The sequence below is a fragment of the Rahnella sp. CFA14(1/10) genome (assembly GCF_004195095.1).
GTDB classification, from domain to species: Bacteria; Pseudomonadota; Gammaproteobacteria; order Enterobacterales; family Enterobacteriaceae; genus Rahnella; species Rahnella perminowiae.
The window spans coordinates 537,568-559,354 of sequence record NZ_SEWS01000002.1 but is presented as its reverse complement, the minus strand read 5'-3'; the positions used below and the strand labels follow the sequence as shown (position 1 = coordinate 559,354).

The 21,787-nt window shown below is 50.7% G+C and carries 17 protein-coding genes; 12 read left to right on the top strand and 5 right to left on the bottom strand.

The annotated features are described in order from the left end of the window. Window positions 1-237 precede the first annotated feature (237 nt). A complete protein-coding gene (locus EVX52_RS06095; RefSeq protein ID WP_129951042.1) occupies window positions 238-1,089 on the top strand; it encodes a helix-turn-helix domain-containing protein in 852 nt (283 codons plus the stop codon). Here EVX52_RS06095 and EVX52_RS06090 read toward each other — a convergent pair. Beyond that, window positions 1,086-2,468: a CoA transferase gene (locus EVX52_RS06090; protein WP_129990852.1), complete on the bottom strand. Its 1,383-nt coding sequence runs from the start codon at window positions 2,466-2,468 to the stop codon at window positions 1,086-1,088. The genes EVX52_RS06095 and EVX52_RS06090 overlap by 4 nt on opposite strands. Before the next feature lie 415 nt (window positions 2,469-2,883). On the opposite strand from EVX52_RS06090, the gene EVX52_RS06085 reads away from it, so the two are divergent. After that, window positions 2,884-4,542, top strand: a complete 1,659-nt coding sequence (locus EVX52_RS06085; RefSeq protein WP_129990851.1) for a glucan biosynthesis protein D — start codon at window positions 2,884-2,886, stop codon at window positions 4,540-4,542. A gap of 158 nt (window positions 4,543-4,700) precedes the next feature. Here the strand turns inward: EVX52_RS06085 and EVX52_RS06080 are convergent, their stop codons facing one another. After that, window positions 4,701-4,883: a hypothetical protein gene (locus EVX52_RS06080; protein ID WP_129951045.1), complete on the bottom strand. Its 183-nt coding sequence runs from the start codon at window positions 4,881-4,883 to the stop codon at window positions 4,701-4,703. Window positions 4,884-5,273: 390 nt separating this feature from the next. Between EVX52_RS06080 and EVX52_RS06075 the strand changes: the two genes are divergently transcribed. The 8 genes from EVX52_RS06075 to EVX52_RS06040 all read left to right on the top strand — a co-directional run bounded on the left by EVX52_RS06075 (window position 5,274) and on the right by EVX52_RS06040 (window position 14,751). Continuing rightward, a complete protein-coding gene (locus EVX52_RS06075) occupies window positions 5,274-6,371 on the top strand; it encodes a glycerol dehydrogenase (RefSeq protein ID WP_129990850.1) in 1,098 nt (365 codons plus the stop codon). Window positions 6,372-6,614: 243 nt separating this feature from the next. Next, entirely contained in the window at window positions 6,615-9,122 is a 2,508-nt protein-coding gene (locus EVX52_RS06070; RefSeq protein ID WP_129990849.1) for a type VI secretion system Vgr family protein, read from the top strand. After that, window positions 9,115-11,250, top strand: a complete 2,136-nt coding sequence (locus EVX52_RS06065) for a DUF3274 domain-containing protein (RefSeq protein ID WP_129990848.1) — start codon at window positions 9,115-9,117, stop codon at window positions 11,248-11,250. Before EVX52_RS06070 ends, EVX52_RS06065 begins: the two co-directional genes overlap by 8 nt. Before the next feature lie 10 nt (window positions 11,251-11,260). Then, window positions 11,261-11,956 (top strand): hypothetical protein, encoded by a 696-nt coding sequence (locus tag EVX52_RS06060; protein WP_165385161.1) that lies wholly within the window; start codon window positions 11,261-11,263, stop codon window positions 11,954-11,956. 13 nt (window positions 11,957-11,969) lie between these two features. Then, a complete protein-coding gene (locus tag EVX52_RS06055; protein WP_129990847.1) occupies window positions 11,970-12,665 on the top strand; it encodes a hypothetical protein in 696 nt (231 codons plus the stop codon). A gap of 13 nt (window positions 12,666-12,678) precedes the next feature. After that, complete coding sequence (locus EVX52_RS06050; protein ID WP_129990846.1) at window positions 12,679-13,422, top strand: hypothetical protein; 744 nt, start codon at window positions 12,679-12,681, stop codon at window positions 13,420-13,422. Between the two features lies 1 nt (window position 13,423). Then, window positions 13,424-13,684 carry a PAAR domain-containing protein gene (locus tag EVX52_RS06045; protein WP_129951051.1) on the top strand — a complete coding sequence of 87 codons (261 nt, stop codon included), beginning with the start codon at window positions 13,424-13,426 and terminating at the stop codon, window positions 13,682-13,684. Next, on the top strand, window positions 13,681-14,751 hold the full coding sequence (locus tag EVX52_RS06040) for a hypothetical protein (RefSeq protein ID WP_129990845.1): 1,071 nt from the start codon (window positions 13,681-13,683) through the stop codon (window positions 14,749-14,751). Before EVX52_RS06045 ends, EVX52_RS06040 begins: the two co-directional genes overlap by 4 nt. A 130-nt stretch (window positions 14,752-14,881) precedes the next feature. On the opposite strand, the gene EVX52_RS06035 is transcribed toward EVX52_RS06040, so the two are convergent. Continuing rightward, the gene (locus EVX52_RS06035; RefSeq protein WP_129990844.1) at window positions 14,882-16,168 is read right to left on the bottom strand and encodes a DUF445 domain-containing protein; all 1,287 of its coding nucleotides are present in this window, start codon (window positions 16,166-16,168) and stop codon (window positions 14,882-14,884) included. A gap of 238 nt (window positions 16,169-16,406) precedes the next feature. Between EVX52_RS06035 and EVX52_RS06030 the strand changes: the two genes are divergently transcribed. After that, window positions 16,407-17,744: an MFS transporter gene (locus tag EVX52_RS06030; RefSeq protein WP_129990843.1), complete on the top strand. Its 1,338-nt coding sequence runs from the start codon at window positions 16,407-16,409 to the stop codon at window positions 17,742-17,744. On the opposite strand, the gene EVX52_RS06025 is transcribed toward EVX52_RS06030, so the two are convergent. Then, window positions 17,713-18,408 (bottom strand): IclR family transcriptional regulator, encoded by a 696-nt coding sequence (locus EVX52_RS06025; protein ID WP_129990842.1) that lies wholly within the window; start codon window positions 18,406-18,408, stop codon window positions 17,713-17,715. The two genes, EVX52_RS06030 and EVX52_RS06025, sit on opposite strands and share 32 nt — an antisense overlap. Window positions 18,409-18,471: 63 nt before the next feature. On the opposite strand from EVX52_RS06025, the gene EVX52_RS06020 reads away from it, so the two are divergent. After that, on the top strand, window positions 18,472-20,730 hold the full coding sequence (locus EVX52_RS06020; protein WP_129990841.1) for an FAD-dependent oxidoreductase: 2,259 nt from the start codon (window positions 18,472-18,474) through the stop codon (window positions 20,728-20,730). On the opposite strand, the gene EVX52_RS06015 is transcribed toward EVX52_RS06020, so the two are convergent. After that, window positions 20,722-21,657, bottom strand: a complete 936-nt coding sequence (locus tag EVX52_RS06015) for a LysR family transcriptional regulator (protein WP_129990840.1) — start codon at window positions 21,655-21,657, stop codon at window positions 20,722-20,724. The genes EVX52_RS06020 and EVX52_RS06015 overlap by 9 nt on opposite strands. Window positions 21,658-21,787 lie beyond the last annotated feature (130 nt).

Here is a 21,787-nt window from a genome sequence, read left to right as displayed (position 1 = left end):
GAAGCAAAAAATAAGGGTTTATTAATTTGAAATATTATTTCAATTCTCTGTGCTGCGAGTGAAATATAGAGAAATGAAAAACACTGATTGTTACGTGCTTCACAAAATGAGGTGATTTTTGAAATTGTGATTATTAAATCGCAACTAAAAGGGCTTAAATTATAAAAAACTGACTGAAAATTGTGTTTTGTTGTCCTTGTCGTTTTACGGTGCCAAATGAAAATGAGGAAAACAGGTATGCCCGTATCTGATTATCTGGAGCGTATTGCCCTTAATGAACGTCAGGTTTCCTTTAACCGGATGAACCGCGGGAGTGCCAATTATTTTCACTGGCATCAGTGTCTGGAATTACTTTTTGTCAGTCAGGGCTACGGGATTGTCATTGTGGATAATCAGCAATACACACTGCGTCCGGGGCGCTTGTTCGTTTTTCCGCCTTTTAAACTGCACAAAGTGTTTGTCGAATCCGGTGAAAAGAACCTGTATTTACGCACCACCATCCATCTGGATCATCAGTTGCTGGATGGTTGCCTGCAATCATTCCCGCAACGCCGGGCGAGGTTCGCAAATTTGTGGGATGCTGATCGTGCAGCACATATTTATGATCTCAGCGAACATGCCAGCCATATAGAAGTCATTCTCGAGCAGTTCAATCAGTTGTCCGAACCGCAGGCCGATCAGTGGGAAGAAATTACCCTGCTGATCTTGCAACTGATGGCATTTATGCCAGCGGAAGACGTGTTGCCAAAAACTGTCAGCCGGACAACAGCTTCTAAAGTCATGCAATGGATTGAAGAAAATTACGTGCAAAAATTTTCGCTGGCGGAACTCTCTGTGGCCCTCGGATTGTCAGAAAGTTATATCTCGCGGGTATTCGGGCAGGAAACCGGTGGCTCAATTCAGGATTATCTCGCCACCCGGCGGGTTAAACGGGCATGTGAATTGCTGCGTTCCACAGACCGTTCGGTCGAAGCGATCGGGCTGCAATGCGGATTTACTGACGCGCCGTATTTCATTACCCGTTTTAAAAAGATGATCGGTAAAACGCCGTTGCAGTATCGCAAGGCGGCGTTTTCCCTGACGACTTAACGCCAGCTGGCGGGTGCAGAACCGAGCGGGGAAGCGGGGAGGCGCCACCTTAAGGTTGTGTTTTCCAGGTGAACGGGAGGAAGCAGTCGCCGGGCATTGCCCCAGACCGTGCGTTCGGGCTCGGATGAAAAATCGTCCTGTTCTGCAGATTCAATCAGCGGTTCGTGACATGCTGCTGATGCGCCATTTTTCATCAGTTCACAGGCAGTGCGTGCCAGTGAAAGTCTGCATTCACTGCCCTGACCGGTTTGCATACGTTGCGCCAACCCGTGGAGCACAGCGGCAGCCATCAGATAACCGGTCGTGTGATCCAGCCCCTGAACCGGCAACGGCACCGGTTTGTGACTACCGGAAAGCCGCATTCCCTGTGCTGCAATCCCGCAGCTCATTTGTACCAGACTGTCATATCCGCGCCGTTCGCGCCATGGCCCGCTCCAGCCATACGCATTCAGACACACATCCACCAGCCCCGGCGCAATCGCACGACGCTTTTCACTGCCATATCCCAGTCTGTGCAGCGCGCCCGCGCGATAACCATGAACCATCACATCCGCGTCCCGCAGCAATTCTTCGAAACGGTGCCGGTCCTGCGGGTTATGCAGATTCAGCCGTGCGCAATGTTTGCCGAGTGTGATATCCGCTTCCTGACTGGCTTCATCCCAGCCGAAAGGATCAATACGCAATACCTCGGCGCCCAGTCCGGCGAGAAAACGCGTGGCCACCGGACCGGCGAGAATTCTTGTCAGGTCGAGCACTTTCACGCCTGCCAGCGGCTGTAGCGGGGACAATTCCCATTGCGGCAGTGCAGCCTTAGCTGACACCGAATGTTGAAAAAGAGGTTCCGAAATCAGCGACTTTCCCTGTACATGCTGCTGCCATTCTTCCGGGCTGAACATCTGCGCGGCACATCCACCCGCCCGCACAACGGCTTGTTCAAGTTCTGCTTTTTTCCACATCTTCACCCGCAGCGCCAGCGCCTCATGGTTTTCCGCTTTGCCGAGCAGTGTCTCTACGACCTTGCGGTGGACGGGGGCATTAGTATGCAAACGGATCCAGCCGTCCGCAGTGGCGTAATCCCCCGCGAGGCTGTCCCAGGCGGGTGGTATATCCCAGCCTTCAGGCCGGATACTGGTTTTGCACCACAGCGAGGCCAGGCGACGATCCACAGTCACCGTATCGTGTTTATCGTTTTTAAGAGCAACAAGCTGTGAAACGGCAATACCCGCCAGCGCCACAGAGGCGGCAATCAGTGGCGTGACCGGATAATAAGACGGAAGATTGCCGGTACCGCTGACATGGAGCGTACAGGGAAGTGAAATTTTGCCGCTTAACTGTGCGTATAGCTCACGCGCTTTCTCCTGAATCTGTTCATCGGACATGCGGGAATCTCCATGCAATAAACAAAAAAATCATCAAACTATAAGCATTCAGCATAGCAGGACGGGCAAAAGGCGCGCTATCTGGCGAGAATGACTCGATGAGGGAGAAATAACAGTAACCTTCCGGTAACAGAATGCTCCTAAAGTCAGCCGTGATTTGCGCGCCAAAACAGGGCAGGAATAGCGGCTCAAATCCGGGTTTCTGAAAACCGGCTCAGCCCCTGTCATACGGGGAACGGGCGCGGTAAGAACTGATGACTTTTACAAGCAAAATATTAGCTGAATGCATTCAATTTCTTGTACGCGGCTTGTGAATTTTACGTTAGCCTTAGGGTCGAAAAATTCTGAATACGCGGGGACGGCGTCACAGCACGATGTCTCCAGATTTTTGCCCAGTACAGGAAACGATTCTGGCATGGAACGAAGAGCATTTATTAAAGCATCTATGGCACTCGCCGCCTGGTGTGGTGTGCCGGCTATGTCCACACTGTTTACCCGTTCCGCTGAGGCGGCAGAGGCGAATGTAGCGGACGGCGGCGAACTGCCATTTGATTTCAATGCGCTGAAAAAGATGGCGAAAGATTTAGCGGATAAGCCTTATGGTGGCGCGCCGCAGCCGTTACCGAAAACGCTGGCTGAACTCACGCCGCAGGCCTACAACGCGATTCAGTATGATCATGCACATTCCCTGTGGAATGGTCTGCCTGACCGCCAGCTTGATGTGGAACTGTTCCACGTTGGTATGGGTTTCAAACGCCGCGTGCGCATGTATTCCGTGGATCCGGTGAAACATCTGGCGCGCGAAATCCATTTCCGCCCTGAATTGTTTAACTATCACGATGCCGGTGTTGATACCAAACAACTGGAAGGTTTCTCCAACCTTGGTTTCGCCGGTTTTAAAGTCAATAAAGCCCCTGAGCTGACGCGCCGCGACGTGGTGTCTTTCCTCGGTGCCAGCTATTTCCGCGCGGTCGATGATACTTATCAGTATGGCCTGTCAGCGCGCGGCGTGGCGGTTGATACCTTTACCGATCAGCCGGAAGAATTCCCTGATTTCACCGCGTTCTGGTTTGATACACCCAAACCTGGTGACACAACGTTTACGGTTTACGCTTTGCTGGACGGCATGAGCATCACCGGCGCGTATAAATTCGTGATCCACTGCGAACCGACCCGCGTGGTGATGGAAATTGAAAACCATCTGCATGCCCGTGAAGACATCAAACAATTGGGCATTTCCCCAATGACCAGTATGTTCAGTTGCGGCACCAGTGAACGGGGCCGTTGCGACACAATCCATCCGCAAATCCACGACTCAGACCGTCTGGAGATGTGGACCGGCAGCGGCGAATGGATTTGTCGCCCGCTGAACAATCCGCAGCGATTGCAGTTCAACGCTTTCAGCGACAACAGCCCGAAAGGTTTTGGTCTGTTGCAGCTCGACCATGACTTTGACAATTATCAGGATGTGATCGGCTGGTACAACAAGCGTCCGAGCCTGTGGGTGGAACCGGTCGGAGACTGGGGGAAGGGGGCCGTTAATCTGATGGAAATCCCGACCACGGGTGAAACGCTGGATAACGTTGTGTGCTTCTGGCAGCCGGAAAAACCGGTGAAATCCGGCGCGGAATTCAGTTTCAGCTACAAACTGTACTGGAGTTCTGAACCTCCTCACCGCAGCCCGATGGCGAATGTGCTGGCGACCCGTACCGGTATGGGCGGTTTCCCGGAAGGCTGGGCACCTGGTGAGAATTATCCGCAAGTCTGGGCGCGCCGTTTTGCTATCGATTTTATTGGCGGTGAGCTGAAAGCCTTTGCTGATAAAGGCATTGAACCGGTGATCAATGTCTCGGCAGGTAAAATTAAAAACATCGAAATTTTGTATGTGCAGCCGTTCGACGGTTACCGCATCTTATTTGACTGGTATCCGGACAGCGATTCAGTCGCACCGGTCGAGCTGCGTATGTTCCTGCGCAACGGCCAGACTGCGCTGTCTGAAACCTGGCTGTATCAGTATTTCCCGCCAGCGCCGGACAAACGCAAATATATCGATGACCGGCAGATGACCCAATAATCCCGTCATCCCTCAATACAAAAAGCCCCGAATATTCGGGGCTTTTGCTTTTTTACATTATTTTTTGCAGATGAACCGGACACAGGAACATGCAAGATACTTCAAAGGTAACGCAAGGGTAACGCACGGCACTCAACTGATGAAGGCCAAGATGGCAATCAAAACGCCTTCACCAGCATTCCGTTTTGCGGCTGTTGCTGAGGATGTCTCAGCGCCGCGTCGAAAGATTTTTCAACCTCTTTCAACTGTTGTAAAAATTCGTTCGGCGAAAACTCATGTGGTTTGCTGCTCATATAGGCAAGCGCCAGTTCTTTGGCGTTGTAGCGCTGAAAGTTATACATGCTGTTCCTTATTAATCTCAGAAATATTAACGGAATGGCTAACAGCGAGCTGGCTAATGACCACTGCTTACGACGTGCTGCCAATGCAATGAATTCTACGGGTTTCCTTATTAAGCGAAAGTCGCTTTTATTGATGTATTCAATAGCTAAAAGCTAACAATCTGCCTATACGCTATCGGTAATGAATTATGTGGATTTTAATAATCCTTATGGGGTATCAGAACAGGCGAAAGGAATTTCCCCGATTATTTTAAACATCCGCACCTTTTGGAAAAATTCTTTGCGAGTCATGTTGTTAAAGTGAATCAAATCAGTTGGGCTCGCTGTTGCACTGCGGTACGCTCGGGCAGTTATTCACATCCACATTATCCACGAAAAGAGGTTTTTATCATGAGTAAATTTATCTTTTCTTCGCCAAGAAAATACGTCCAGGGCAGCGGTGTGCTGGATGAGTTAGGAGATTATCTGCCCGCACTGGGAGGGAAATCATTCCTGATTGCTGATGATGTTGTTTGGGGAATTATCGGCGAGCGTGTTCAGCATTCATTAAAAAAAGCTGACGTGGCATTTCATTATGAGCGCTTTAGCGGCGAAGCCTCTGCCAGCGAAATTACCCGTCTGGCCGGCATTGCCCGTCATGCGGGAACCCAGGTCGTGGTCGGCCTCGGTGGCGGTAAAACACTGGATACCGTGAAAGCGATTGCCGATGAACTGAAACAAAACGTCGTGATCGTGCCGACCGTGGCCTCAACCGATGCACCGTGCAGCGCGTTGTCGGTTATCTACACCGATGAAGGTGTTTTCGAATCTTACCGTTTCTACAATAAAAATCCGGATCTGGTGCTGGTAGATACCCATGTGTGTGCTCAGGCACCGGTACGCCTGTTTGCCTCCGGGATCGCTGACGGCCTGGCCACCTTTGTCGAAGCACAGGCGGTATTGCGTTCGCATTCTCAGTCAATGGTCGGGGGTGACCCGACTATCGCCGGGATGGCGATTGCCGAAGCTTGCGAGAAAACGTTGCTGACCTATGGTTACAGTGCCTATACGGCGGTTGAGCAGAAACTGGTGACGCCAGCCGTTGAAGCCGTAGTGGAAGCCAACACGCTGCTTTCCGGTCTGGGTTTTGAAAATGCCGGTCTGGCAGGTGCGCACGCGATCCACAATGGTTTTACGGCGATTTCAGGTGATATTCATCATCTGACCCACGGTGAAAAAGTGGCCTACGGTACACTGACGCAGATGGTGCTGGAACAGCGCCCGGACGAAGAAATCGCGAAATACGTCCGTTTCTACCGTGCCATTAAAATGCCAACCACGCTGAAAGAAATGCATCTGGAAAACGAATCTTTTGCCAGTCTGGTGAAAATCGGTGCGCTGGCAGGCGGCGAGGGCGATACGCTGGGTAACCTTAACCACAATCTTTCCGCCGAAGACGTGGCGAACGCTATTCTGGCGGTGGATGCATTCAGTAAAACGGTGAAGTAATTGCTGTAACGGCTCCCCCGTGTGCAGGGGGAGCATTAACACTTAACCAAACATCGCATGGTATAAATTGCGCTTTTTCAGATGGCCGAAATAATGCATTGTGCGAATAATTTTCTGTTGTGTATATTAATTATGTATGTGCTTGTCTGTTTTTTAATAATAAATGCCATTTCAAAATGAAGTCTTTGTTTATTGCTGAGGAAAAGATAAAGATATATTTCCCGTTATTCAGGATGAAAGGAAATGAACAAACACTTCCAGAATAAAGATTCATTAAACCGGTATTTGTTATGCTTTCTATTTAACGAAAAAATTAATGCAGATGTCTTATCGTTTACCGCGACCGAACACCTGAGTAAACCCTACAAATACATGATTAAATTCACGTGCCAGGATAAGAGTATCCCTATAGAACAGGTTCTTAACACGAACGCCTCTTTCCTTTTTCGTGCCCCCAATATTCATGCATTTCTTGAATCTGACCAGAAGTGGCTGGAAATGAAGCACGTAAACGGTGTAATTACATCATTCTCACGTATTGATTCTTCATCAGATGAAGCTCTTTATGAATGTGTTTTAGAAAACGAATTAGCGCTTCTTGATAAAACCCGTAAGTCTGCTGTCTACCTCGGCATCAGCGTTCCTGAGCTGGTAAAAAAAGTGATGCTGGAACACAAGCAGATCCAGAGTTACAAAATTGACTTTGAAACACTCCAGTCAACTTACCCGTCACGCGCAATGGTCATTCAGTGGCAGGAAACAGACTTACAATTTATTCTGCGATTGCTCTGCGAAGTTGGGATTTGGTTTCATTTTGAAAATCATCCCAAAATAACCACTGAAACCCTCATTATATTCAGTGACAGTGGTACGGGTTATCAGTTTTCTGACAAGAAAATTCCCTTTGTCAGGAACTCTGGTATGACCAATGAGAAAGAATACATTACCGATCTCAGGGAGTTCTACAACGTCGTTTCTGATGCTGTTAAAACCCGTAATTATAATTACCGTGACCCGTCTTCCCCTCAGGCTGATAAATCTGTCTACGTACACAATGTTTCAGAAAGCGTCCGTGCTGGTCAGGAATATCGTTATGGCGATAATCAGCTTACTTCCGGCGATTACTATGGGACTGAGGGCGAATCGGCGTCATTTTATGCCCGTGTGCGCCACGAATATTTGCTGAATCACCAAAGTATTTTTACCGCAGTGACCAATGATCCTCAAATTTCACCGGGTGTGATGTTCTACCCCACAGGGAATGTCCCTGAGGGTTTTAAGCGCGGTTTTGTCGTCTGTCAGATTGAAATCAGCGGCAGTCGCGCAGAGCATTTTACTTCGACACTCAGCGGCATCCCTTACAGTGAGGTGTATTGTTTTCGCCCTGAACGTCTTCCCCGTCCGGTCATTTCCGGCACAGTACCCGCGAGGGTATCAGCCAGAACAAGTAATGCCCTTTATGCAGAGACGGATGTGCAAGGCCGTTACATCGTTAAATTCGATTTTGATGTCGATGAGAAAAAGAAAGGTTACGAAAGTGCTTTTGTCAGGCTTGGCAGACCTTACGCTGGCGATACCTTCGGTTTTCACTTCCCCTTACTGGATAATACCGAGGTCGCGGTTGCCTTTGAGCTGGGCGACCCTGACAGACCGTTTATTTCCCATGTGCTCCATGATGGCGCAAATCCTGATCTGGTCACCATCAAAAACGACACACGCAACATTATCCGCACGGCCTCTTTCAACAAGATAAGACTCGAGGATAAGCGCGGGCAAGAGCATATCAAGCTGTCCACCGAGTACGGCAAAACACAACTCAATACCGGTCATCTGGTCGATGCCGAACGCCAAAAGCGCGGAGAAGGTTTTGAGCTACGCACTGATAAGTGGGGGACGATACGTTCCGCTAAAGGGCTGATGCTCACCACGGAGCCACAGCCAGGCGCACAGGGAAAACAGCTTGATATGACGGCTGCCATCAGTGCATTGCAAAGCGCCTTAGCACTCGCCCGGACATTACAGCAAACCGCCACCACAGCCGGTGCCGGTGCGGTTGATACAGGCGCACAGCAGCAGTTGAGTAAGGCGCTTAACCAGCTCACGTCATCCTCACTTTTAGCCTATTCAGGCCAGGGACAGGCATTCATCACTCCCTCGGCGCTTCAGCTTTCAGCGGGTGAAGATCTGATTGCCACCGCAGGCAGCAATGCCAGCCTGAACATTGTTAAAAAATTCTCATTAGCCGTCGGCGAAAAGTTGTCTTTATTTGCTCAGAGACTGGGGATCCAGCTGATTGCCGCAGCGGGCAATGTCGAAGCCCAGGCACAGCGTGGCGAAATGCATTTACTGTCACAGCAGGATTTCACGCTGTCATCCACAGACGGCAAGATGACCGCCAGTGCCAAAAAAGGCATCCAATTTTCCTGTGGCGGCGGTGGTATCCGCATTAACGCCGACGGCTCTGTTGAAATATTCTCTCCGACCGGTATTGAACTGAAAGGACCGAATCTGGCTTTTATGGGGCCGGAACGTGTTACGACCACAGCCCCCGTTTTTGAAAAAGGCACCTTTAAGCGGCGATTCAACCTCCATTCTTCTGATGATCCTGATCAGCCTGTCTCTCATCAAAAATTCCGCTTAACCGGCACAGACGGAACGGTTACCGAGGGGATGACGGATGGTGAAGGACATTCATCCCTGCTTGATGCTGATGATATTCACATGTTCAAAATGGAGATTTTACATGACTGATCAGAAGGGTAGCCCTTATCAACCCCGCGTCATTGCCACCCATGAAATTGGTGTACATCACTCACTGGGTTTAGCGGCACAGACCTGTAACATCGGGATTAAACGGCCTATGCCGTGCATTGTCATTCTGGTACACGGTGTGAATGACGTCGGCGAGGCGTACCAGAATCAGGAAAAAGGCATCATTGCCGGTTTGAATAAGCGTCTTGACCGCGCCGATTTATACGCGCACGAATGGCGGGATTTTATGCTGATGCATAATGAAAGTGCGCAGCAAAAAATCAAAGCTCCCGGCCGCTCACCGGTAATTCCTTTCTACTGGGGCTATAAGCCCGTTACCCATGACGACTACATTCAAGATCAACAAAAGTATCGTGATGAACTGAAGACTTTACACGACGACGCCAGACTCCCCTATGACGCTTACCAGGAAGATGATCCTAAAAAAATGGCGGCTCAGGGGAATGACGGCGGCAATTCTGTCAAATTTCAGAACGACAGTTTTAAAAATGCGCTGGATGCCAATTTTGCAAAAAATGGTGGTACGTTTGCCAACGCGACCACCAGCATACCGGATATGTTAGGGCCGGGTTCAGGGGGCGCGGTACTGGCGCCGGTAGGCTTCGCCACGCTGTATATGAACGGCGGCGATTACACTCACCCGATTTACCCAAACCCGCACCGCATCTATCAGTTTTTTGCCGCACAAAGGCTGGCGGATTTAATTATGCAGATCCGAAGCAACCAGGCCACAAGAAATGATGTGATAAACGTCGTCGCCCACAGCCAGGGAACCATTATTACCATGCTGGCGAACATGCTGGTTAAACAGGCAGGCGGAGAACCGGCAAACTGCGTGATCATGAACCACTCTCCGTATTCTCTGGAAAGCCGGATAAGTGAAAACATTCAGGAAGGAAATCAGCAAACCACCGAGGCCAGACAGAAGACTTTTAGAAACTTCTGCAACCTGATGGCGACGCAATACCAGGGAACACAACACACGGAGGAGGAAATAACGGCCATTGAGACATTGTGTGCGCTGCCGTCGGCCAGGAAAAATCAGTGGCACACTGACCCGCGCTACAGCCGGAATAATAACGGCAGAGTGTTTAATTATTTCTGTGTCGATGATGACATTGTGTCATTACAAAACGTTCAGGGGATCGGCTGGCGGGGAGTGCCACAGGCGATTGCTCAGGATATCCCTAATCTTTATCAGCGCGTCTTTGTCCAGCATGGTGAGGTAGGGAAAGCTCCGGACGGACAACCTTTTGTTTATCCCATCAAGAAATCCGGCGATTTCAGCACCGCATCAGGCATCAATGCCGCTTATTATTTCCGCGACGTGATACCCAATGCTGAGGAGTTGCCGGAACCCTTTAAATTTGTATTGCAGGGACAGAACACAAATTACGAACACGCCGTTGATCCGGACAGCCCCGATCAGACGATTTCCTATTCTGCCAAAGCGGGCGCGATAAGCCGGACAGGCAAGGCCATCTATCAGCTGGATAAATATGATTACCGCGACCTTATGCCGGGTTCGGTGCTCAGTGAACAACAACTGATTATCGAAAGTATCTACCGTGAAAAGAAAATCATCAAAGGGGTGATCACAGGAACGCCTGAATATCGCGGTATTCAGTTTACCTGGCTGAAATCACGCGAGGAACTGGAAAAGGAATGGCTGAAAACGGATCCGGTGGGTTACAGCCAGCATTCCTCCATCGTGATGAGTGAATTTGCGCCCTCACATGCCATGGCATTTGATCTGGCCATTGGTCAGTGCAAGTCATTCGATTATCAGGAAGGCAAATTCTGGGAAAGTTTGCTCCATCGGGCCGACTGGCGGGATCCTCAGAATAAATTTGATCAAGCTAAAAAATATTATCAAACGGGATTACTTAAGGAAGAAACAACAAAATGGTTTATGAATAAGCCTGAGGATATCTTACCAATAGGAGAATTTGGTGTGGACAATGGTTATGGTCCTCGTGAAAAACCTTATGTGCGCAGCCGTATTGAAATCGAAATGGGGCTCTTCCTGGCGGGAAGTTCAGGAATGGTAGCAATCAAACAATGGGAAATGCCGCAACCATTCAGTGACAGCCAGTTGAAGTCATAAAGGAGACGTGATGAACGGAATGAAATTATTAACAGGCTTACTACTGATTGCGGCAGCCAACACTGTACAGGCCAAAAAAGTGCCGACGCAGGTGGTTTATCGCTTTGACGATCACCGGTATCTGGAACTTAAAGGCTGGAATTGCGAAGGGGAACTTTGGTACATCGATACTAAAAGGGGGGTTCGTTCAAATCCTGTGGGTCAGTTTTATCGCATATTCACCCGAAAACTTGTACATCCCTCTGAGCGATATATTGCCCTAACAGGATGGAGTGCAGGAGGTTTTAGAGTGTCTAAAGATTATGGGCAAACATGGAGTACAGCTATGTTTTCTCCAGGTCCTAATGAACCTGACGAAATGAATCAACCCCCGTCAGAAGATGTCATTTCTTTCACCGTCGTTAACGATCAGGGTTTTTTACTGACTAAAAAAAGCCTCTATATGTCGCCCAGAGGATTTGATGATCCGCGCATCCTCCCAGGCGGGCCAGGTATCACTTTTACAGCACCAGATGGCACCCTCGATACAATAAAACCAAGGTCCCCGGGATGGTCCTGGGGAATGGTTTATATGACCAAAAGAGGGCTGGCAGATGCAACTAATCAATATAGAACTGAATGGATGAACTTGCCGGATAACGTCCCGGAAGTGAAGAACTATCAGGGATGGGATCATATGCGCTGCGATATGGATGCAGGGAAATAAAAGGGAGCATGTAATGAAAGGGCTAAAAGTTTTAGGCGGATTATTGATGACGCTGGTGATGGGCACAGCGCAGGCAAAAGAGCCTCCGACGCAGGTGGTTTATCGCTTTGACGATCACCGGTATCTGGAACTTAAAGGCTGGAATTGCGAAGGCGAACTTTGGTACATCGATACTAAAAGGGGGGGTCGTTCAAATCCTGTGGGTCAGTTTTATCGCATATTCACCCGAAAACTTGTACATCCCTCTGAGCGATATATTGCCCTAACAGGATGGAGTGCAGGAGGTTTTAGAGTGTCTAAAGATTATGGGCAAACATGGAGTACAGCTATGTTTTCTCCAGGTCCTAATGAACCTGACGAAATGAATCAACCCCCGTCAGAAGATGTCATTTCTTTCACCGTCGTTAACGATCAGGGTTTTTTACTGACTAAAAAAAGCCTCTATATGTCGTCCAGAGGATTTGACGATCCGCGCATCCTTCCTGGCGGGCCAGGTATTCCTTATACGGCGTCTGATGGCACATTTCACAAAATCGAACCGCGTGCTCCAGGATGGGCATGGGGCATGGTGTATATGACCAAAAGAGGGCTGGAGGAATCAAAAAGTCAATTCAGGTCTGAATGGATGAACTTGCCGGATAACGTCCCGGAAGTGAAGAACTATCAGGGATGGGATCATATGCGCTGCGATATGGATACAGGGAAATAAAAGGGAGCAAGTAATGAAAGGGCTAAAAGTTTTAGGCGGATTATTGATGACGCTGGTGGTGGGCGCAGCGCAGGCAAAAGAGCCTCCGGCGCAGGTGGTTTATCGCTTTGACGATCACCGGTATCTGGAATTAAAAGGGTGGGATTGTGTCGGAGCGCTTTGGTATACCGATACTCAAAAAACGATTCATACTGAAGTTGTTAAGCAATTTTACCAGATTTTTACCCAACCATTTATTCATCCATCAGAAAAATACATCGCCATTCCCGGATTGAATGTTTCTGAATTTGTTGTATCGAAAGACTATGGAAAAACCTGGCAAACAGCGGTATTTGCGCCTGAGAATTTAGAATGGCGCCTTAAGCAATGGTCAAATCAACCCGTGCATCCTGACAGGGAAAATACGATATCTTTTACCGTCGTTAATCAACGGGGTTATTTACTGACCAGACCCTATAACAATCCTCGCGAGAAGCAAAAGAAGTGGATATTTATGTCGTCACAACCTTTTGATGCACCAGAAATGAATACAGATAAGCCAATCAATATTGACGTAGGTCCTGATTATAAACCCGTCGCGATGCCGGGTGGTTTTCGTGGCTGGTCCTGGGGGACATTATATATTACCGCAGATGAGCTGCGGCAAACGTCACTCAGGGGGCAAACCAACTGGCAGGACTTACCCGATAAGGTCCCTGAAGTGAAGAACTACCTGGGATGGGAACACATGCGCTGCGATATGGATGCGGGGAAATAATATGAAAGGCGTTATTCGTTTGAACGATCCTCTGGTCAACGGGGGATATGTTAATCAGGCCTCCGGATCGCAGTTTATGGGCATCGCCGTTGCTCTCAAAGGTGATACGGTCATTTGTCTGGCACACAAAGGGACATTTCCCATTACAGAGTGTTGCGAAACCTGGACGATGAACGGGCGTGGCGTTGTTGTCGATGATTGCAGGGCAGCCTGTGGTTGCGCAATTAAAACCACGCTGCAAATTGCCGGAGCCTGTCAATGAGTCAGTGGAAACTATACCCACCCCTTAAAAAGAGAGAAAAGTTTCGTTTCCCCTGGCTCCCTATCTTACTGATATATATTGTGGTCATTGTTGTAGCGGTATTGATAAGGGCTTTGTCCTGGCCTGACAATAAACCCGTTGAGGACATATTTTTTCTCCAGTCTGTGGTGGTGCCTTTTGTCATTATTACAACATGCTTATGCTATGCGGGTATGTTTCTCTCTGTTGAGGGATACTATTATGATGTTAAAAGGCAGTGCGTGGAGTGGGATTTATATTATCTGAAAAAGTTTTCTCAGAGACGCCTGGTGATTGTTGGATACACTTCCGTCGCTCCTGTAGATAACCTTGCGGTGCAATTGCTTAAATTAGAGGGGAAATTCCCCCTTGCGCCGAAAACCCCGCTAAGGATAAAAATGGCGGAAAGATTTGAGGTGACGAAATCACAGTATATTTTTAATCAGCTTATTGAGACTCTGGCGGATAAAATAATTAAATATCCTGAGGTAGAGGTATTCTATTGGTTGCGTGAAGGTGATAATACAACAACCGAAGAATTACGCAGAGTATTAGATGAACATGGTCTCAAATTTAAAAATGAAATAACGCAGCTCTGTGAATGTCCGGATTACAGCGTGCTGGCAGCAATGATCGAAGAGTCAGGTAATCAATGGCAATATAGCCGTTTAATTATTATTGCCGATCTCTACAATGATGAAACGGTGAACAGCATGGAAAGTGCCACAGCCTTATTTATTTGCAAAGAATATCCGGTGAATGAAAAGCCCAAACCTGTTTATCTTTACCAGCCTTTAACCGGCGACGCTGATCTTGCTGATTCGGTACCTGTGTATCTGGCAGGTGAACAAACAACTGCCCCCAAAATACTTTGGCATACCGGATTAGCACAGACAGAAAAATATCCACTTCTGAATGCATTGAACGAATGCAAAGTGGCAGCGGAAAGAATCGATCTTGAACTGGCTTTTGGTGAATATACCGCAGGTTACAGGTGGCTTGCACTGGCAGTGGCTTCTGATGCTGCGAGGTATGGGCAATGTTTTTAATTACCCCGGTATTGGGCGTTTTACTTACCCGATTTGCAGTGAGATCTGCTGAAAATGATGTGCAATATCCGCAAGAATAATATAAACGGGTCTGAAAAAAGGACCCGTTTGCTCTCCGGAGGGTAAATTTTTAAATCCGCGCCATCACCCAGGGAATAGCCACCGGCAGTTGTGACAACAGATACAGCATCAGCCCGATAAATGCGCCGACCAGCGTGCCGTTGATGCGAATAAACTGTAAATCCTTGCCGATGTTTAACTCAATCTGGCGCGACATATCACGCGCATCCCAGCCTTTAACCGTGTCACTGATATGGCGTGTCAGGAATTGCGCGAACTCCGGCGCGACTTTCTCTGCAATACTTTCCATCTGCTGATTCAGCGAGAGGCGCAGCTTTTCATCCTGCGCCAGCGCATTGCCCAGCCATTGCCCGGATTCGGTGACTTTAGCGAATACCCGCGAATCCTCGCTTTCCAGATCTTCTTTCAGCCAGTTGCGCATATCGCCCCATAACTGCAATACGTAGATATTCAGTTTCTCGTCATCTTTCAGATATTGCTTGATCTCTTCCGCTTTCTGCGCAGTGGCCGGGTCATTTTGCAACTTCCAGATAAAGCGCTGAACGGACTGATCAAAGCCTTTGCGGAAGGCATGGGTTTTGTCGTTGCCCATATCATCGAGCACTGAATTTACCGCATTGGACACCATATCCGCGCCGTTGCGCCCCAGCCAGCCGGTGGGCAGCAATTTGGCGGTCAGCGGATGTTCGCGTTTCATCCAGCCAACAATCTGCGCGGAAATAAACTGTCGCGTACTGTCTTTGGCCAGCAGAATTTCCAGCTGATCCATCGCCTGATCCAGCAGTTCCTGATGGCGGCCGTTTTTGGTCAGACTGTCCAGCAAGGTGGCAACCGAGGCTGACAAGTCAATTTTGTCGATCACACGGTACAGCGCACGGCGGATAAGTTGTGCGATGCGCTGATCGTCCGTGACATCGAGAAATCCGCGGATCATCTTCACGGCATATTTCGCAAACCGCTGCGCGTTGTCCGGCGCGTTCAGCCAGTCGGTCAGCATGCGTGCCGGATCATGCTGGCGAATGAGCGTAATAAGCGTGGCGGGCGCAAGGAATTTCTCCTGCACGAACACTGCCAGATTATCGGCAATTTTGTCTTTGTTTTTAGGGATGATCGCCGTATGCGAGGCGACGAAGGGCACCGGTACGCGACGAAACAGCGCCACGACGGCAAACCAGTCGGCCATGGCACCGACCATCGCAGCCTCAGAAATGGCTTTCAGCCCGGACACCCAAAAGTTGGGCGGCAGGAAAAGGGTGATGATAAACAGGGCAGCGGCCACCAGCAGCAGCCCCAGCGCGTTACGTTTACTTCGGTGAAGTTCTTGTTCTTTATCCATTACCTCAGTTTAGGAAGCGTGCGTCGGACTGTCAGCTTTTTTCTTGCGCCGGTAAGTAACGGAAACGGCGTTCTAAAATTTCGTAAAGGGTCAGCCCGTTCTCCAATGCAGATCACAAAATGAACGATAACACTTTGCGGAGACCTGAATGTTTCTATAAAAGAAACACTGAAAGATAAGTGACGTCATCCTGCCGCAGCCTGGCGGGTCGTGAGAATAAATATGAGAGAACATTCTTATGTCAGAACAACCACTTACCCGCGTTAAGGCAAAAAGCACCGGGCGCGTACGCTTTATGGTGCTCGGTCTGGTGTTTATCAACATCATTATCAATTACATGGACAGAACCAATCTGTCGGTGGCGGCCACGCAAATGGCCGGTGAATTACAATTTACACCATTGCAGATGGGGCTGATATTTTCAGCATTTGGCTGGATTTATGCCGCATTGCAAATCCCCGGCGGCTTTATCATTGACCGCTTTGGCGCCCGCCTAGTGTATGGCGTGGGATTGTTTCTCTGGTCACTGATCACCGCGCTGCATGCCGTGGCCAGCAGTTTTGGCGCACTGATTGGTCTGCGTCTCGGCGTCGGGGCATTTGAGGCACCGGTGATGCCTTCCAATAACCGGGTGATTTCCAGCTGGTTTCCTGAAGAAGAAAGGGCCAGCGCCATCGGCATCTATTCTTCCGCGCAATTTGTCGGACTGGCCTGCATGACGCCGGTGTTATTTCATGTACAGGATCTTTACGGCTGGCGAGGGTTGTTTCTGATCACCGGTTTGGCGGGCATGGTCTGGGCGCTGGTGTGGTATTGCCTTTACCGTGAACCGCTGGAGCATAAAGGCGTTTCTCAGGCAGAGCTTGACCATATTCGTGACGGCGGCGCGATCCTTGAAAGCCGGCAGGAAGCGGCGAAGCGCAAATTTGTCTGGAGTGACCTCGCGCTGATGTTCCGCAGCCGCAAGCTGGCCGGCATTTATTTCGGTCAGTTCACCATTTCAGCCACCTTCTGGTTTTTCCTCACCTGGTTCCCCACCTATCTGGTGCAGTACCGGCATATGGATTTCATCAAATCAGGCTATATCGCCTCGGTACCTTATCTGGCCGCTTTTGTGGGCGTGTTGCTGGCGGGATTTGTCTCTGACCGGTTAATCAAACGTGGCGTCAGCGCCAGTTTTGCCCGTAAAGCACCGGTGATTTTGGGTATGGCGCTGACCCTGTTCATTCTGGGTGCGAATTACACCAATGATCCGACGCTTATTATCGTCTTTATGTCGGTGGCGTTTTTTGGCAACGGCCTGGCGACCATCACCTGGGTATTCGTCACGGCACTCGCGCCGCGTCACCTGATCGGGCTGGCGGGTGGGGTGTTTAATTTTACCGGCGCGTTGTCATCGATTGTGGTGCCGATTGCCATCGGTGCGTTGATAAGCGGAGACAACTTCGCCCCGGCGCTGGCGTTTATTGCTGTACTGGCGGGGCTTGGGATCTGTTCTTACCTGTTTGTGGTGGGGCGGATCAGTCTTGACCCCCCGGAACACCCTACACAGGATGAGGAACGAGCTGCGCGGTGAGCTGGCGTAAGCCGGTCAGGCGCGTTGCGATGTCAGCTTCACCGGTATTCCACATGCCGGCGAAGGCCAGCGCGGCGTTATGTGCACCCAGCGGTTGTGCCATCGACACCTCGCCGTCGTCATGCTGCCAGACGACATAACCCTGCTCACGCTGCTGCGCCAGATAAGGTGCCATCGTCTGCCACTGTTCCTGTGTGAACCGTGCCTGCAATGCGTCATCACTTTCAGTCGCAAGCAGAGACATGCCAATCACAGATTGCCATGCGGGCAGCATATGAAAACCGGCCAGTGCCTGACTGACCTGAAGACCCGGTTCAGAGTGATAAATATAAGTGACCTGATCCTCCCACAGCACGCCCATTGCCACCACGATGTCTTTAGGGGCGTGGCGCTCAAGCAGCGGCAGAGCCTGCGAAAACAGTGCGGAGCCGCGGATAGATTGCGCGGCAAGGGCGTGGATGCCCGGACCGGGAAGATAGCGCCGCTGATCATCCTGCTGGGTCAGCCCCATGGCCGCCATGGTCATCAGCAGCCGGTTCACCCGGGTCGCGTTGATATCCATCAGGCGTGCCAGTTCGCGACAGCCAATGGCACGGTCACTGGAAACCAGATATTGCAGACAGCGTATGCCGTCGATAAGGCTTTGATTCGGTTGTGATGACATGGCGCGCTTCAAATGAAAATACGTAAAACGATTTTATCGTCAGTTTTAGAGGAAACAAACTTTATGCAAATTTTTCCGCAAACCGGTGCCCGTGAATTTCCGCAACAACAGATGCACACTGATTTTCTGGTCGCCGGTGGCGGTCTGGCCGGGCTGTGTGCTGCATTGGCCGCTGCACGTGACGGGCTGAAAGTCGTGCTGGTTCAGGACCGGCCGGTGCTGGGCGGCAATGCCTCGAGCGAAGTCCGCTTATGGGCGAATGGCGCCACCTCGCATATGGGCAACAACAACCGCTGGGCACGCGAGGGCGGTATCATGGGCGAAATCATGGAGGAAAACCTTTACCGCAACAAAGAAGGCAATCCGGTGATGTTTGATCTGGTGTTACTGGATATGGCCAGAAGCGAGCCGAACCTGACATTGTTGCTCAATACCGCCCTGTTTGAGGTGGAAACCGAAGGGAGAAAAATCATACGGGTGAAAGGTTTTAACGCCATCAACGAAACCTTCTACAACATCAGCGCCACACAGTTTTGCGATGCGACCGGTGACGGCGTACTCGGGCATCTGGCCGGAGCGGAATACCGTGTTGGTGCGGAAGATCCTGGCGAATTCGGTGAAAAAATGGCACCGGGTGATAACTTCGGTCATAAGCTCGGGCACTCGATCTATTTCTACACCAAAAAAGGCGGGGCGCCGGTGGATTTCGTTCCGCCGTCTTTTGCCCTGCAAAATATTGAAGAGATCCCGCGCTATACCCGTCTGACCTCCACGCTCAACGGTTGTGATTTGTGGTGGCTGGAATGGGGCGGGCGGCTGGATACCGTCCACGACAGCGAAGAAATCAAATGGGAGCTGTGGAAAATAGTTTGGGGCGTGTGGGATCACATTAAGAACTCCGGCCAGTTTCCGGAAGCCGCCTGCATGACCATCGAATGGGTCGGCGCCATTCCCGGCAAACGCGAAAGCCGCCGGTTTGTCGGCGACCATATCCTTTGCCAGCAGGACATTATTGAACAGCGCGACCATTATGACGCGGTGGCTTACGGTGGCTGGTCGATCGATTTGCATCCCGCTGATGGTGTTTACAGCAAACATGACGGCTGTCGCCAGTTCCACAGCAAAGGCACTTACACCATCCCTTACCGCAGCCTGTACAGCCGCTCGCTGGAAAACCTGTTTCTCACCGGACGGCTGATCTCGGCTTCCCATGTGGCGTTTGGCAGTGCGCGGGTGATGTGTACCTGCGGTTTACTGGGCGAAGTGGCCGGTCGCGCCGCTGCACTGTGCCATCGCGGGCAGCTGAATGCGCCGCAACTGGCGGAGAAAAACCGCATCGGCGCGCTGCAACAGCATCTGCAACAGACCGGTTGTTATATTCCGCGCCAGTGGCTGGAAGACCCGGCACAGGGCGCGCAGGTCTCGGTCAGCAGCGAACTGTTACTGCGTGAACTTGCCGCCAGCGGGGAATGGACGTCCCTTGACGCGCGGATGGCATTGCTTCTGCCGCTGAAAGCCGGGGAAACGCTGCCGGTAATGCATTTTACGTTGCGTTCCACATCGCCGCAGCCGCTGAAAGTCAGCCTGCTGGGATCAGCGCGTGTGGGGAATTTCACGGCGGATACCCCGCTGGATGCGTGCGAAATTCAGGTCAGCGGTCAGGGGGAATATACGGTGAAATTTACTCATCAGAGCCTGCGCGACGAATACCTGTTTATCGCTTTTGAAAGCAATAAACAGGTGGATATCGCCCTGAGCGGGAAACTTCTGCCCGGCATCATGACCGTTTTCAACAGCCTGAATGCACGCGTGGCAAAACACACGCGGCAGATTGCAGACGGCGATTATGGTGTGGATGAGTTTGATTTCTGGCTGCCGCGCCGCCACCCGAATCAGATCCTCCCGGCACTGCGCTGCCAGCCTGCGCTGCGTTGTTACGCTGCCGGTAATCTGCTAAATGGCCGTCTGCGTCCGGAGCAGCAAACAAACGCCTGGGTGCCTGACCTGAATGATCCTGCGCCTTCCGTATGCTGGCACTGGGAAACGCCGCAGAAGATACAGGCGCTGACGCTGATATTTGATAACGATTTTGATAATGCGATGGAAAGCGTGCAGATGGGGCATGCGCTGGCGGTGACGCCGCATTGCGTGACGCATTACCGCCTGTGGGCAGACGATGAGTTGCTGGCGGAAGTGACGGGTAACCGGCACTCAGTCTGTGAGCATAATATCCCGTCCGCCCGGTCTGTCCGGCGGATCCGTCTTGACATCGTCAGCACCGCAGGCGGTGTGCCGGCGCTGTATTCGCTTAATTTACGCTGATTTTTGAGCACGGGGCTTACGCCGCGGCGCAGGTATATTCTGCGCCGCGCTATGTGCTGTCACCATTTGTCTGAACGCCAGCAGCGCGGGGGTTTCACCATCCTGACGCCACGCCATATGGATTTCAGCGAAGGCGTCCGGGTGGCTGAGCGGGCGGAATTCGATGCCTGAAAAGGCCAGCTGGCGGGCACTTTCCGGCACAATCGCCAGCCCGACACCGGCGCGCACCAGCCCGAGAATGGTATGGGTCTGGCTGCAATGTTGAACGTAATGTGGCACGACATTAGCCTGCGCAAACAGCCCGGCGATACAGTCGTAAAAATATTTACCTTCGCTGGCGGAGTACATAATGAATGGCTGTCCGGCGAAGTCACGCAGACGGATGCGCGGTTTTGCGGTCAGTGCGGATGAGGCAGGCAGCGCAACGCATAACGGCTCGCGCAGCACGCAGTGATAGGCCAGCGGAAATAACGCCACAGGCTGGCGCACAAAGCCGATATCCAGCGTGCGTGCCGCCAGTGCCTGAAGCTGCGCTGACGACACCATTTCCTTCATCACCAGCGTGATTTCAGGTAATTCCTTTGCAGCCAGCGCAATAATCTGCGGGATCTGCCAGTAACCACTGACCGCTGTGAATCCCAACGTCAGCCGGCCAATTTCTCCTTTTTCAACCCGTTTTACCGTCTCCTGTGCCTGCCCGGTAAATTCGAGGATCAGTTTTGCATCGCGCAAAAATGTCTTGCCCGAGGCCGTCAGGCTGACGTGCCGGTTGGTCCGTTCGAGTAAACGCGCACCCAGCGCATGCTCGAGTAACTGGATCTGACGGCTCAGCGGTGGCTGCGTCATGAACAATCTTTTTGCCGCCCGGCCGAAATGTAATTCCTCCGCGACCGCTACAAAACAGCGCAACTGGTTTAATTCAATCATTCAATTTTTGACTTGTTCCATTGTCTTTTTAACTTAGACCGTATCGTTAAATGTTTCTACTCTGTTAATTAATTTGGATTTTTTAGATCTAAATGGCGTGGCCGAAACGCCAAAAACTGTGCATCCGGTC

Coding starts and splice junctions, on each gene's coding strand:
- EVX52_RS06095 (WP_129951042.1), top strand. CDS start 238: ATGCCCGTATCTGATTATCTGGAGCGTATTGCCCTTAATGAACGTCAG.
- EVX52_RS06090 (WP_129990852.1), bottom strand. CDS start 2,468: ATGTCCGATGAACAGATTCAGGAGAAAGCGCGTGAGCTATACGCACAG.
- EVX52_RS06085 (WP_129990851.1), top strand. CDS start 2,884: ATGGAACGAAGAGCATTTATTAAAGCATCTATGGCACTCGCCGCCTGG.
- EVX52_RS06080 (WP_129951045.1), bottom strand. CDS start 4,883: ATGTATAACTTTCAGCGCTACAACGCCAAAGAACTGGCGCTTGCCTAT.
- EVX52_RS06075 (WP_129990850.1), top strand. CDS start 5,274: ATGAGTAAATTTATCTTTTCTTCGCCAAGAAAATACGTCCAGGGCAGC.
- EVX52_RS06070 (WP_129990849.1), top strand. CDS start 6,615: ATGAACAAACACTTCCAGAATAAAGATTCATTAAACCGGTATTTGTTA.
- EVX52_RS06065 (WP_129990848.1), top strand. CDS start 9,115: ATGACTGATCAGAAGGGTAGCCCTTATCAACCCCGCGTCATTGCCACC.
- EVX52_RS06060 (WP_165385161.1), top strand. CDS start 11,261: ATGAACGGAATGAAATTATTAACAGGCTTACTACTGATTGCGGCAGCC.
- EVX52_RS06055 (WP_129990847.1), top strand. CDS start 11,970: ATGAAAGGGCTAAAAGTTTTAGGCGGATTATTGATGACGCTGGTGATG.
- EVX52_RS06050 (WP_129990846.1), top strand. CDS start 12,679: ATGAAAGGGCTAAAAGTTTTAGGCGGATTATTGATGACGCTGGTGGTG.
- EVX52_RS06045 (WP_129951051.1), top strand. CDS start 13,424: ATGAAAGGCGTTATTCGTTTGAACGATCCTCTGGTCAACGGGGGATAT.
- EVX52_RS06040 (WP_129990845.1), top strand. CDS start 13,681: ATGAGTCAGTGGAAACTATACCCACCCCTTAAAAAGAGAGAAAAGTTT.
- EVX52_RS06035 (WP_129990844.1), bottom strand. CDS start 16,168: ATGGATAAAGAACAAGAACTTCACCGAAGTAAACGTAACGCGCTGGGG.
- EVX52_RS06030 (WP_129990843.1), top strand. CDS start 16,407: ATGTCAGAACAACCACTTACCCGCGTTAAGGCAAAAAGCACCGGGCGC.
- EVX52_RS06025 (WP_129990842.1), bottom strand. CDS start 18,408: ATGTCATCACAACCGAATCAAAGCCTTATCGACGGCATACGCTGTCTG.
- EVX52_RS06020 (WP_129990841.1), top strand. CDS start 18,472: ATGCAAATTTTTCCGCAAACCGGTGCCCGTGAATTTCCGCAACAACAG.
- EVX52_RS06015 (WP_129990840.1), bottom strand. CDS start 21,657: ATGATTGAATTAAACCAGTTGCGCTGTTTTGTAGCGGTCGCGGAGGAA.